The following is a 12235-nucleotide window of genomic DNA, read 5'->3' as shown; positions in this document are numbered from 1 at the left end:
CCCCAGGGGACCTAGGCGGACAGGCGTTCCGGGTTCGGCTCCGCCCGCTCGACCGTGCTGTCCTGCGGGGCCGACGTCGCAGTCGTGGTCCGCCGCTGGGCGATACGCAGCAGCGCGAGGAGGGCGATGAAGCACATGCCGTAGACGGTGAGCAGGACCGATGACTCGTAGATGTCGGCGGTGCTCCAGGTCACGCCGGCAGCGTCGGTGACGGTGGTGTGCCTGCCGGTGACGAACTCCGTGAAGAACGAGATCGTCGTCGCCGCGTAGAGGAGTACGCCTTGCAGGTCACTGGCCGTGGTCGACTCCGGCTGTGCGGTCGGCAGTGGACCGCGGCTGCGCACGTAGAGGGCGAAGACCTGCATGAACAGGTAGACGGTGAAGGTCCACCCGAGGAAGTTGCCCAGCGGGACTCCGAAGAATCCGCCGCCGTTCTCCCACACCCAGTGGTTCTCGATCGTCGAGAACGAGGGGTCCATGGCAAGGTCCCAGGCGGTCATGGCGAACGCGGCGACGACGGGGGTTCCGACGGTGGTCAGCCAGGTCGAGTTGCGGCACACGTCGTCGAGCAGCACGGTGGCGACGATCCAGGCGAGGTAGCCGGTGGCCAGGTAGGCCGGGCCGATGAACCACGGCACCTGGAAGATCTTGCCGTCGCCGGTGTAGTGGTAGTGGCCGAACGGGAAGCCGGTCTGGATGCTGAGGTTCTCCAGGGCGTTACTGATCACCAGCCCCCCGACGACGAAGACCCCGATCGCGCGCCGACCGTAGCGCCGCGCCCCGTGCAGGAACACGAAGCCGACCTGCACCACGATCACCAGCATCGTCAGGCCGTGCACGAAGGCCGACAGGAGCTGACCGAGGAGAACAACGGCGGTGAGGCACCACACGGTGGTGTTCTTGTGGGAGCGTTGTGCGGCGGTCATCGGGGAACTCCGGCTTCTGTCGGGCTGTTGCACATGAGCAGGCCATTGAGGACCAGCGTGCTCATCAGGGTGTGGTCGTCGGCGTCGTCACTCCGGCCGAACATCCGCGCCAGCGGTCCTTGGCCGTACATGGCCATCGGCTTGGTGACGGCGAAGTGGAACAGGTACCAAGGGATGTCTCGCAGCGTCCCCTGCCGCACGAGCCGGTCGAAGGCCGGCCGGCCCATGTCGTTGAGCGGGGCCATCAGCCTGTAGAGGTGGGCCAGCCGCGGTGAGTCGCGGCCCGCTTCGTAGTCGATGACCCGCGAGAGGTGGGGACGGCCGGAGGCAGCCTGGTGGAAGGCCCGTACGCCGGCGATCAGCAGGGCCAGGTCGTCGGCTGGCTGCTCCTTGGCAAGGGCCGCCATGACCTCGTCGGTCGTGTCGCGGATCGCGGATTCCGTGACCGCCCGCCAGAAGAGTTCCTTGGATCCGTACCGGTCGTGGATGAAGGTGTGCCCCATGCCGAGGCGCTCGTTGAGCTGCCGTACGGACACCGCCTCGTAGCCCAGTTCCGCGAACGCCTCCAGGCCGCGCTGATGGATCTCCACCAGGTCGGGCAGCGGCGCGTCGGCGGGCGGGCGGCCCGGCCCACGCTGCGTCTGTGCGTTCCGTCCGGCTGCCATGGAACCTCCTGCGCTCGGCGGGCACCATCCACAATAATCAGACAGCTGCCGGATTAACAACTCTGGGCGCCCCGAACGGAGGATCAGCCTCCGGCCCACGCCGTTGCTTCACCCGCTCCTCCCCGTTCCCTCCGTCGGCCGCAAGATCCCCAGCAACTGCCGGACAAGCTCCTCGACCACCTCGTCGAGGGTCGCGTCCAGCCACCCGGCATTCCAGTCATGGAGCAGCCCGTTCACGCTGCCGATGAACGCCGTGGCGGCGATCCGGTAGTCGCGCCGCGCCGCCTCCCCACGTGCGACAGCAACGGCAGCCTCGGCACAGATGAAGCCCACCCAGCGGGAACGGCGGGCGAGCCGCTGTTCCTCCAGTCGCGGGCTCACGCCGATGACCTCGACGAAGGTGATGCGGATCCGGCGCGGATCGCTCGTCACGTTCGTGGCGTAGGCGCGGAAGATCGCGGTGGCCCGCTCGGGAAGCGGCAGGTCCCGGGCGTCGGCGAGTGCGGCCAGGGCGGACTCCTCGGCCCAGTCATTGACCTGGAGGTGCAGGGCGGCAAGGACATCTTCAAGAGTGCGGAACTCCTCGTAGAACTGGCGGGTCGACAGGCCTGCCGCCTCGCTCAGAGCGGCTACGGTCGTGGCCCGGAAACCCGGGGTATCGCCGAACAGTTGGAGCGCGGCGTCCAGGAACCGGCCGCGCCGCTCGGCCTGCCGCTCCTCGGCGGTACGGCCCCCGTACCGGCCGGTCGGCTGTTTGAGCCTGCCCGCCACACGTCCCCCCTCTGGCCATCCGATGAACCATTCGTGCTCCCACGATTTTGTCGTGTACGGACCCTTGTGGAGAGGGCCGACCCCTCCTTACTTTCCAGTAAGTCAATCTGAAAGCGGGCGTGTTCAGAATCTCCCTTGTCACGCCCCCCTGCCGCGCCTTGCCATTGGCAAGTTCTCACCCGCACTCCCCACCGACGACAAGGAGCCACCATGTCTGACCTCAGACCCAGACGCCTTTGTTCCATCGCCGCCGTCCTCGCCCTCACTCTCGGCGCTACGGCGACAGCGGCCACCGCCCAGAGCTCCGCCGCCGAGCTGCGCGAGGTGATGTTCGTGGGCAACAACTGGGACGGCACTGCCGACGTCATCAAGTCCACCGGCGACTTCGCGAAGATCGGCCGGATCAACGTCATACCGGACAAGGAGGCCCGGCTGGCCGAGATCAACGCCGATCCGATCAAGTGGATCTACTTCATGGCCATCCGTAGCGGCGTCGGCGAGGGCCACGACCAGTTCGTCGACGACATGTACTCCACACCCGACGGCAAGTCCGTGGTCGTCTCCCGCCCGAGCTTCGCCGACGTCGTCTCGATCGACGTCGCTACGGGGAACGTCAACTGGCGTTTCGCGGTGTCCGGTTACCGCTCCGACCACATGGCGGTGTCCCCCGACGGTACCCGCGTCGCCGTCTCGGCCTCGACCGCGAACACGGTGCACGTCCTCGACATCAACACCGGCAGTCAGCTCGGCTCTTTCGCCACCGGCGACAAGCCGCACGAGAACATCTTCACGAGCGACGGCAAGTACATCTGGAACATGGCGATCGGTGACGTCACCACCGCCCTCGACGACCCGTGGCTGGACTGGACGAAGGGCAACAGGTACATCACCGTCGTCGACGCGGCCACCTTCCAGCAGGTCAAGGTGATCGACATGCGTCAGCGGCTCGACGCGATCGGTCTCACGGACTTCTCCGACGCGGTCCGGCCCGCCGCGTTCAGCCCCGACGAGTCCAAGCTGTACTTCCAGGTGTCGTTCTTCAACGGCTTCCTGGAGTACGACATCGCCTCCGACAGGATCACGCGCGTGAAGACCCTGCCGAAGAACCCGGCGACCAGCACGGACCGCACCACGTGGGTCAACGACTCACGCCACCACGGGATTTCGATGAACCCCGCCGGCACCAAGCTGTGCGTCGCGGGCACGATGGACGACTACGCGACCGTCGTGGACCGGGCGACCCTTCAAGAAGGCCCGCTCGTCGCCGCCTCCAAGCCGTACTGGGCGACCGTCAGCGGCGACGGCAAGTCCTGTGTCATCTCGGAGAGCGGTGCCGACCAGGTCACCGCCATCGACTTCGGCACCGGGCAGAAGACGGTGTCGGTGCCGGTCGGCGATCACCCCCAGCGCGTTCGCCTCGGCCATGTGGAGGCGAACTGGACTGCTCCGTCGATTAGTTGAACTCCGCCGCGGCCCATGACGCCAGCTCGGTCCTGGCCGCGCTCAGCAGACCGGCGGACGGAGCGGTCGCCCCGTTCGTGGCCAGCGCGTAGTGCAGCGTCCCCGTGCCGGGAGCGGTGAGCAGCAGGCGGCGGCTTCCCGTGCCGCCCGGTTCGGGGGCCACGGCGATGGGGGTCGTGGTGGTGTACGAGGGTGGAGTGGCCGTCGTGCCGAGGTCGGAGACGACCGTGGTGGCCGAGGTCGGGAAGGACGCCGGGAGATGGAGTTCCGTGGGCGTGTTCGTGCCGTCGGAACGCCAGACCAGCAGGCTGTACTGGCCCGACCCCACGAGCTGGGAGACGTGGGGCAGGGTGCTCGGGACCGGGTTCCAGGTCAGGGTCGTGGTGCCGTCCCGGGAGCGGTCCTCGTAGGTGAAGGCGATCGCGGTGCCCGCGGTGGCGCTGGGGTAGACGCGGTCCAGCAGGCGGGCGTCCTGGCGCAGTACGGCCGTCCCCGAGTCGTCGAGGCGCACGGCGGAGAGGTCCTCGTCGTTCCAGGCGTCGCCGGTGGTCATGACCTTGTCGGGGTTGTCGTTCATCAGCTCGTGGTGGCGGCCGTTGTAGATGTCCCACTGCCACTGGCTGCCGGACAGGACCGGGCCGGAGGCAGCCGGGTCCGCCCACCAAGTGGCGCCCTTCTGGCGGGAGTCGAGGGCCTGGTACATCGCCTTGAGGACCGTCGGCGCCTTGTCCGAGACCGATCCGGCCAGCGGATGGCCGAACTCGCTGATGATCGCCGTCGTACCGGCGGCCGAGGCACGGTCGCGTACCGTCCCGAAGTCGGTGACGTACTGGCCGTCTTCAGCCTTGCCCCACATGAAGATGCCGGAGATCGCCTTCTGGTCGTAGAAGTGGGTGTTGAAGACATAGCGCGAGCCCAGCGTGCCCGCGTCGAGCAGTCCGCCCTCCTGCTTCTGGAAGTCGATGTTGGCGTTCCAGAAGAGATTCGGTTCGACGAAGGCGGGCTTGGCCTGCCAGCCGGCCGCGTCCATCCGGGCCCGGAACTTCACGTAGAAGGGCCAGAGCACGTCACTTTCCCAGGCGCGGCTGGTCTGACCGGAGTCGTACGTCCCGGCGTGCGGTTCGTTGAAGGGATCGAAGCCGACGACTCCCGCGAACTGGTCGGTGGTGAGGTGCTGTTTGACGTAGGCCATGGTCGCCTCGGCCGTGGTGAGGAAGGCGTCCTGGAGGCCGTACTCGTTGTGCCAGAAGTCGTACGACGCCTGCTTCACGGCCTCGTTCGTGGTGATGTTCTGACCCCAGAGGATGCAGATCCCGCACGACTCCTGGGGGTAACCCCCTGTGTCCACTGCCCACTTGGGGGCGCCGTCGCCGGTGTACCAGCTGCCCGGGTTGAAGAGGTGGCGGGAGTAGAGGTCCTGGTGGAAGTCCGGGTACACACGGATTCCGGCGTCGAGGAAGGCGCCGATCTGGGCGGTGGCGGCCGCGAGATAGGTGGTGTCGACCTGGCCGCGTACGGGCTCGGCCTGTGCCCAGGAGAGCAGGAAGCGTACGGAGTTGCCGCCGCCGAGAGTGCGCAGCGCCGTCGCCGACTTCCGCGCGTCGGCGACTGACGCGAAGGGCAGTCCGCCGTTCTCCTCCAGCTTCGTCTCGCCGGAGACGTTGTAGCCGCGCAGTACGACCTCGCGGCCGAGCCCGTCGGTGAAGTGGCCGTCCTGGACGGTGAGGGTGGCGGCCGCGGATTCGTCGAACCAGAGGGAGTCGGGGAGTCCGTCCGCGGCGGCGGGCTGGGCGCCCGCCGCCGAGAGGAAGCCGGTGAGGAGTACGAGGACGCCGAACAGACGCGCGCGCAACTTCGACATGTTCATTACAGTGCGCGGGCGCAGGTCGGACCGTCAACACCCCTGACTCCTGAGTAAGTTTCTTGTTTCACCGGCCGCCGTGTCGCCCTCGTCGCCCAGCCGGACGCGTCATGTTCAAACCCCGCGCACGCCGCGTTCAGACCCGGCGCGTCACGTTGAGCAGGTACTCCTTCCGGTCGAGCGGATTGAGATCCGTCCGCGGCCGGTCCGCCACCGTTGCGCGGACGACCGGCGCGTAGTGGTCGAAGACGCACTCCAGCTCGCCCTCGCCGCGCGTCAACCCCGGTAGCTGCTGCTCCAGTTCATGCACCTCGGCGGCCGGGACGCGACCCTCCAGGACGCTCGTCGCGCCGCGCATCTGCGTGGCCTGCGGCACGGCTCGCTGCTTCGCGAGCAGCGGCAGCACGGCGCCCAAGGTGTCCGCCGGGGCCTCCAGGCGGAACCGATGCATCGGCTCGTACACCCGCGTGCCCGCCTCCCGCAGCGCGCTCATCACCACGAGTGGCGTCAGGCCCCGGAAGTCGGCGCCGGTGCTGGACATGCTCTTGTCGAAGCCCTGGTGGGCATGGCTCTGCCTTGGCGAGTAGCCGGAGTGCGTCATGGTGACCGTGCAGTCGGTGACCCGCCATCCGTGGACTCCCTGTTCCAGCGTCTGCTTCACGGTGTCCTCGACCGCCTTGAAGAACGCGTAGGGCATCGCCCCGAGTTCGACCTCCAGGCGGAACTCCACACCGGAATCGACGGGCGCCGGATCGATGCGCAGTCCGACGGTCGCGAGAAAGGGATGGGATCCCTTTCCGTTGAACTCGACCGCCGTACCGCTGCCGACCAGCCGCTCGATGCACAGCGGGGTCGTCTCCCGGAAGACGACATCAATGCCGAATTCGTCGGCCAGTGTCGCCTGGATGACCTCCTTCTGTACTTCGCCGTAGAGCGACACCGAGGTTTCCTTGCGCACTTCGTCCTGGCGCAGGTTGATCAGCGGGTCCTGCTCGGCGAGTTGGGTGAGCGCGAGATGCAGAGCCCCTCTGTCGCGCGGACGGCTGGGAGCCACCACCGTTTCCAGCGTGGGCGGCGAGAAGTGCTGCTCACCCGCCGACGATTTCCGCGGTACGCCGATGGTGTCGCCGATCCGGATGTCTCCCAGGCCCCAGAGTTTGCCGATCCGCCCCGCGGCCACGGACGTCTCCCGGACGGCTGAGCCCCGGTCGAAGACGCTGATCGCGGTGACCTTCCCGGCCTCGCCGTCGCGGAAGGTCAGCCGGTCGCGCGTCCACAGCGCCCCGGAGAACATGCGGGCGTACGCGATCTTCTCCCCCGCTGGGCCGCGCTCGACCTTGAAGACGGTCCCCGAGACCGGGCCGTCGGCATCGCCCTCACCGGAAGGCAGCAACTCCTTGATGCCGGCGATCAGTTCCGCGATACCGGCGCCCGTCATGGCCGAGCCGAAGTACACCGGGTGCACCAACGCCTGACCGGTCTGCCGGACGAGGGCGGCGCGGAGCCGACCATCGGGGACGCGGCCCTCGACGTACGCGGTCAGCAGGTCGTCGTCGTGCTCGGCGAGCAGGTCGAGCAGCGGCGCCCTGAGCCTGGCGTCGTCGAAGGGAACGAAGTGGGCGCCGCGCGTGCCCGGTTCGCCGACCTCGCCCATCGGGACGATCGCGGGGGTGAGTCGCGCGGAGATCCGCTCCAGTACCCGCTCGTACTGCGCTCCGGCACGGTCGATCTTGTTCACGAAGACGAGCGTGGGGATCCGCAGCCGCTGAAGCGTCCGCATCAGCACACGGGTCTGGGCCTGTACGCCCTCCACGGCCGAGACGACGAGTACGGCGCCGTCCAGCACACTCAGCACCCGCTCCACCTCGGCGATGAAGTCCGGGTGTCCGGGTGTGTCGATCAGATTGACGGTGACGTCGTCGATCGTGAAGGAGACGACGGCGGATTTGATCGTGATACCGCGCTGCCGCTCCAGCGCGAGGGAATCGGTCTGGGTGCTTCCGTCATCGACACTGCCGATCTCGTCGATGACTCCGACGGCGTGCAGCAGCCGCTCGGTGAGGCTTGTCTTACCGGCGTCTACGTGCGCCAGAATTCCCAGGTTGAGCATATGCACCGGGTGTCATGTCCTTTGGAGTGGGAGTGATTCCTTCCTGGGTGGACATGAACGAAGTGCGCATTGCTGCTCCTTGATCCCGGTGAACTGGTCCCGAGTAGTGCAGCAGACCGCCGTGCGCGACAGCAACGGATTTAAGCTCTCGGCCGGCCGGCTTCGCCGGGAGCGTGGCGCTCCTGCCCTGGTCACGGGCCGGATGCGACGCTTGGACCGGCAGCATTTCGACAGTGCACTCCGCAGCGAAGGGAGCCGGCGATGCGTGAGATCCTTCCGGCGCTCAACCGGTGGTACGCGGCGGGATCCCCGTTCGGGCTCGCCACCGTGGTCGCCGTCAGCCGCAGCGCGCCGCGCGACCCGGGCGCGGCCATGGCCGTGGGCCCCGGCGACGAGGCCGAGGGCAGTGTGTCCGGCGGCTGTGTCGAGGGCGCGGTCTTCGAGCTGGCCCAAGAGGTGGTGGCCTCCGGCGAGGCACGCCTTGAGACCTTCGGGTACAGCGACGAGGACGCGTTCGCCGTGGGGCTGACCTGCGGCGGGGAGATCACACTCCTCGTTCGCCGGGTGACGCGCGAGGAGGATCCCACCTTCGGGGCGGTGGCCGAGTCGGTGGCCGCGGGCCGCCCGGTGACCGTGGCGACGGTGCTCGACGGTCCGGCGTCACGCGGGGCCACCCTCGCGGTGTGGCCGGACGAGGTGGCCGGCTCGCTGGGGTCGACCGGTCTGGACGTGGCGGTCACGGCGGACGCCCGAGGGGAACTGGCTCAGGGGGCCACCGGGCAGCGGCACTACGGCCCGGACGGTGAGCGCCGCGAGGACGCCGTCACCGTCTTCCTGCACTCCTTCGCTCCCCCACCCCGCATGCTGGTCTTCGGCGCGATCGACTACGCCGCCGCGGTGGCCCGCATCGGCGCCTTCCTCGGCTACCGCGTCACGGTCTGCGACGCCCGCCCGGTCTTCGCCACCCCGAAACGGTTCCCGGCGGGCGTGGAGGTCGTCGTCGACTGGCCGCACCGCTACCTCGGCGGTACGACGACGGACTCGCGGACGGTGATCTGCGTCCTCACCCACGACCCGAAGTTCGACGTGCCGCTGCTGGAGGAGGCACTGCGCCGCCCGGCCGCGTACATCGGCGCGATGGGCAGCCGGCGTACCCACGACCACCGGATGAAGCGGCTGGTGGAAGCCGGGCTCGGCGAGAGCGAACTGTCCCGGCTGCGCTCACCGGTCGGGCTCGACCTCGGTGCCCGTACGCCCGAGGAGGTGGCCGTGTCCGTCGCCGCGGAGATCGTGGCGCTGCGCTGGGGCGGCAGCGGGGAGCCGCTCACGGCGACGGGCGGGGCGATTCATCCGAGGCCCGGCGGTCCACCACGAGGAGAAGCACCGTAGGGCGGAGAGCTACGCGTCAGCTGCGCGGGGGCAGCCGGTGGAGACGTACCTCACCCAGTCGGCCGTCCGTCACCCACGCCGTCATGTACGTGCAGTGGGGCTGGCGGCGGCGGTCGGTCGGGGAGCCGGGGTTGAGAAGGCGCAGGCCGGTGTCCGTGGTCGTGTCCCAGGGGATGTGGCTGTGGCCGAAGACCAGGACATCGAGGTCGGGGAAGCGCTGGGCGCAGCGCGCCTCTCTGCCCTGGGCGGCGCCCGTCTCGTGGACGACTCCGAGGCGCAGGCCGTCCAGTTCGAGGCGGGCGACCTCGGGGAGGCGGGCGCGCAGGGCCGGGCCGTCGTTGTTGCCGTGGACGCCGACGAACCGGCGGGAGCGGGCCTCCAGGAGGTCGAGGGTGGCGGTGTCCACCCAGTCGCCCGCGTGGATGATGACGTCGGCGAGCGGGAGTTCGGTGAGGAGCTGGGCGGGGAGCTCCTTGGCTCGCTGGGGGAGATGAGTGTCGGACATCAGCAGCAGGCGCACGCCCCCAGGGTGTCACCCGACGAGGGGTGTCACTCCGCGAGGGGGATCGGTCCACTAGGGAGATCGGTCCACAAGGGTGTCAGTCGAGAATGATCTCGCTCCACACCTGCTTCCCGCCGCTGACCGGCACGGTCCCCCAGGCCGCCGACATCGCCTCGACGAGAAGGATGCCGCGTCCGCCGGTGGCCTCCCAGCCGATGTTGGTGGGCTTGATCGGGGTACGCGGTGAGTTGTCGGCGACCGCGATTCTGAAGCGGTTGTTGATGAGGGTGAGGTCGAGCCTGATCTGTCCGTCGGTGTGGACGAGCGCGTTGGTGACGAGTTCGGAGACGACGAGGAGTGCGGCGTCCGCGTCGCCACGCCTGCCCCAGGCGTGCAGGGTGCGCCTGGTGAAGCGGCGGGCGTGCCGGACCGCCTCCGGGACGCGCCAGACCGTCCAGCTCTCGCGGAGTGGGCGCAGCTCCATGCCGTCGTAGCGCATCAGGAGGAGGGCGACGTCGTCACCGCGGTTCGCGCCGGCGAGGAGTCGGTCGGCCACGAGTCCCAGGTGAGCGGGGTCGGCTGCGGCCAGCTCTCCGGCGAGCCTGTCCAGGCCGTCCTCGATGTCGATCTCCGCGGACTCGACGAGACCGTCCGTGGTCAGGGCGACGATCGTGCCGGGCGGCAGGCGCAGCGGGCTCATGGGGAAGTCGGCCTGGGTGAGGACGCCCAGTGGCGGCCCGCCTTCGGACCAGGCGATCTCCGTACGGCCGTCCGGGTGACGCAGCACCGGGGGCAGATGCCCGGCGCGCACGTACCACGCGAAGCCCTCCTCCATGTCGACGTCGACATAGCAGCAGGTCGCGAAGAGGTCGGTCTCCAGGTCCATGAGGAGTCGGTTGGCGTGCGAGACCACGACGTCCGGGGGGTGTCCTTCGACGGCGTAGGCGCGCAGGGCGGTGCGCATCTGGCCCATCAGGGTCGCGGCCGAGGCGTTGTGTCCCTGGACGTCGCCGATGACGAGGGCGACGTGGTTGTCGGGCAGCGGGATCACGTCGTACCAGTCGCCGCCGACCTCCAGGCCCGACGTGGTGGGCAGATAGCGGGCGACGGCGACCGCGCCTGGCAGCTTGGGCAGGCGGCGCGGGAGCAGGGTGCGCTGGAGCATGCCGATCAGTTCGTGTTCGGCGTCGAAGGCGTGGGCGCGCATCAGGGCCTGGCCGGTGAGGCCCGCGGCCGCGGTGAGCAGGGCGCGCTCGTCGGGGCCGAAGTCGTGCGGGGCGTCCCAGCCGATCAGGCAGGCTCCGGCGATCCGTCCGGCGGCGGGCAGCGGCAGGACGGCGAGGCCGCCGGGGCCCACGTCGGCGAGGGCGGGTTCCAGGTCGGTCCCGGCGGGCCAGATCGCGGCGCGCCCGTCGCTCAGGGCCGCGGCGAGGGTCGGCATGCCGCGCACAGGCGCGTCGGGCCACTCCGAGCGCCATTCGGCCCGCCACAGTTCGGGCCAGGCCTCCGGCTCGGGCGGGTCCAGGACGGTGACGATGAGGCGGTCGCCCTCCAGTTCCGCGACGGCGATCCGGTCGGCCCGCAGGGGCTTGCGGAGGGCCGCGACCACGGCCCGGCCCACGTCGCGGACGGTGCCGGCGGTGGCCAGGGCGGCGGCGAGCCGCTGGACGCGGGCGACCTCGTTGCCCCCCGAGCGCAGTTTCGAGGCGTCGGAGACGGTGCCGACAAGGCGCCCCGGGAGGCCCTCGCCGCCGGGCAGGAGGTGTCCGCGCAGTCGCAGCCATTTCTGCTCGCCGGACGGCTGGAGGATCCGGAACTCCAGCTCGCGGTCGCCGATGGACATGTGGTCCGCCTCCACCACGGACATCAGCGAGGGCAGGTCCTCCGGAACGGTCAGCGACAGCAGCGTCTCCACCTTGCCGTCGAAGTCGGCCGGACTCAGGCCGAAGAGCTCCAGCATCTCCTCGTCGACCTCGACGCGCCCGGTGTCCATGGCGAGGCTGAACGAGCTGGCGGGCAGCTCGTCGGCGTCCGTCTCGGGTGCGGGCGGCGGGCAGACGACGGCCTCCGCGATCAGGGCCAGGCACTCCCGGTCCTCGAGGCCGAAGCCGGAGGGGTGCTCGCTGACGGCGAGCAGACAGCCGTCGTCGCGCAGCGGCAGGACGGCCAGCGAGAAGTCCTGGGAGGGCAGGCGCCGGGCGTCGGCGCGCCGGTCGACCTCCTGCGGGCCGAGCCACAGCGGCCGGCCCGAGCGGCGCGCGTCGGCGACCGGGGATCCGCCGGTGACGGGGTAGCCGTCGCGCAGCCCGTAGAGCGTTCTGGGCACGCCCGCCGACTCGGCGAGGCGCAGTTCTTCGCCGCTCCGGATCGGGGAGTAGACCGCGACGACGGTCGCGCCGGTGAAGACGAGGGCCTGTTCGAGTACGCGACGGAGCCGCTCGCGGGGTTCGAGATCGGTTGTGAGCGTTTTTAGAGCAAGTTCGGCGCGTGGCGTTCTCGTTCTGCGTCCCGCAACGTCCTCACTGACCACGTCCGTCATTACAGCGCTTC

Annotated in this window: 9 protein-coding genes; 2 read left to right on the top strand and 7 right to left on the bottom strand. The window is 69.5% G+C overall.

The annotated features are described in order from the left end of the window. Positions 1–11: 11 nt before the first annotated feature. The 3 genes from ACIPC1_RS11015 to ACIPC1_RS11005 all read right to left on the bottom strand — a co-directional run bounded on the left by ACIPC1_RS11015 (position 12) and on the right by ACIPC1_RS11005 (position 2362). Entirely contained in the window at positions 12–926 is a 915-nt protein-coding gene (locus tag ACIPC1_RS11015) for a carotenoid biosynthesis protein (RefSeq protein ID WP_402515506.1), read from the bottom strand. After that, positions 923–1591, bottom strand: a complete 669-nt coding sequence (locus tag ACIPC1_RS11010) for a TetR/AcrR family transcriptional regulator (RefSeq protein ID WP_402515504.1) — start codon at positions 1589–1591, stop codon at positions 923–925. The genes ACIPC1_RS11015 and ACIPC1_RS11010 overlap by 4 nt, the downstream gene beginning before the upstream one ends. Positions 1592–1699: 108 nt before the next feature. After that, complete coding sequence (locus ACIPC1_RS11005; protein ID WP_402515501.1) at positions 1700–2362, bottom strand: TetR/AcrR family transcriptional regulator; 663 nt, start codon at positions 2360–2362, stop codon at positions 1700–1702. Positions 2363–2572: 210 nt separating this feature from the next. On the opposite strand from ACIPC1_RS11005, the gene ACIPC1_RS11000 reads away from it, so the two are divergent. Further along, complete coding sequence (locus ACIPC1_RS11000) at positions 2573–3823, top strand: YncE family protein (protein WP_402515498.1); 1251 nt, start codon at positions 2573–2575, stop codon at positions 3821–3823. On the opposite strand, the gene ACIPC1_RS10995 is transcribed toward ACIPC1_RS11000, so the two are convergent. Next, positions 3816–5684, bottom strand: a complete 1869-nt coding sequence (locus ACIPC1_RS10995; protein ID WP_402515495.1) for a cellulase family glycosylhydrolase — start codon at positions 5682–5684, stop codon at positions 3816–3818. The two genes, ACIPC1_RS11000 and ACIPC1_RS10995, sit on opposite strands and share 8 nt — an antisense overlap. 136 nt (positions 5685–5820) lie before the next feature. Then, positions 5821–7800: a GTP-binding protein gene (locus tag ACIPC1_RS10990; RefSeq protein ID WP_402515493.1), complete on the bottom strand. Its 1980-nt coding sequence runs from the start codon at positions 7798–7800 to the stop codon at positions 5821–5823. A gap of 255 nt (positions 7801–8055) precedes the next feature. Here ACIPC1_RS10990 and ACIPC1_RS10985 point away from each other — a divergent pair, with 255 nt between their 5' ends. Next, a complete protein-coding gene (locus ACIPC1_RS10985) occupies positions 8056–9183 on the top strand; it encodes an XdhC family protein (RefSeq protein WP_402515490.1) in 1128 nt (375 codons plus the stop codon). A 16-nt stretch (positions 9184–9199) separates the two neighbouring features. Here ACIPC1_RS10985 and ACIPC1_RS10980 read toward each other — a convergent pair whose 3' ends face one another. Together ACIPC1_RS10980 and ACIPC1_RS10975 are read right to left on the bottom strand one after the other, a co-directional pair. Continuing rightward, positions 9200–9703, bottom strand: coding sequence for a metallophosphoesterase family protein (locus ACIPC1_RS10980; protein ID WP_402515488.1), 504 nt, complete (start codon positions 9701–9703; stop codon positions 9200–9202). A 79-nt stretch (positions 9704–9782) separates the two neighbouring features. Next, a complete protein-coding gene (locus ACIPC1_RS10975) occupies positions 9783–12224 on the bottom strand; it encodes a SpoIIE family protein phosphatase (protein WP_402515486.1) in 2442 nt (813 codons plus the stop codon). Positions 12225–12235 lie beyond the last annotated feature (11 nt).

It is taken from the genome of Streptomyces sp. NPDC087263 (genome assembly GCF_044744645.1).
Classification (GTDB): domain Bacteria; phylum Actinomycetota; class Actinomycetes; order Streptomycetales; family Streptomycetaceae; genus Streptomyces.
This window is presented reverse-complemented; position numbering and strand designations above follow the sequence as displayed.

What these genes read in the sequence shown, in the direction of transcription:
- ACIPC1_RS11015 (WP_402515506.1), bottom strand. Translation starts at nt 926, where the DNA reads ATGACCGCCGCACAACGCTCCCACAAGAACACCACCGTGTGGTGCCTC.
- ACIPC1_RS11010 (WP_402515504.1), bottom strand. Translation starts at nt 1,591, where the DNA reads ATGGCAGCCGGACGGAACGCACAGACGCAGCGTGGGCCGGGCCGCCCG.
- ACIPC1_RS11000 (WP_402515498.1), top strand. Translation starts at nt 2,573, where the DNA reads ATGTCTGACCTCAGACCCAGACGCCTTTGTTCCATCGCCGCCGTCCTC.
- ACIPC1_RS10995 (WP_402515495.1), bottom strand. Translation starts at nt 5,684, where the DNA reads ATGTCGAAGTTGCGCGCGCGTCTGTTCGGCGTCCTCGTACTCCTCACC.
- ACIPC1_RS10985 (WP_402515490.1), top strand. Translation starts at nt 8,056, where the DNA reads ATGCGTGAGATCCTTCCGGCGCTCAACCGGTGGTACGCGGCGGGATCC.
- ACIPC1_RS10975 (WP_402515486.1), bottom strand. Translation starts at nt 12,224, where the DNA reads ATGACGGACGTGGTCAGTGAGGACGTTGCGGGACGCAGAACGAGAACG.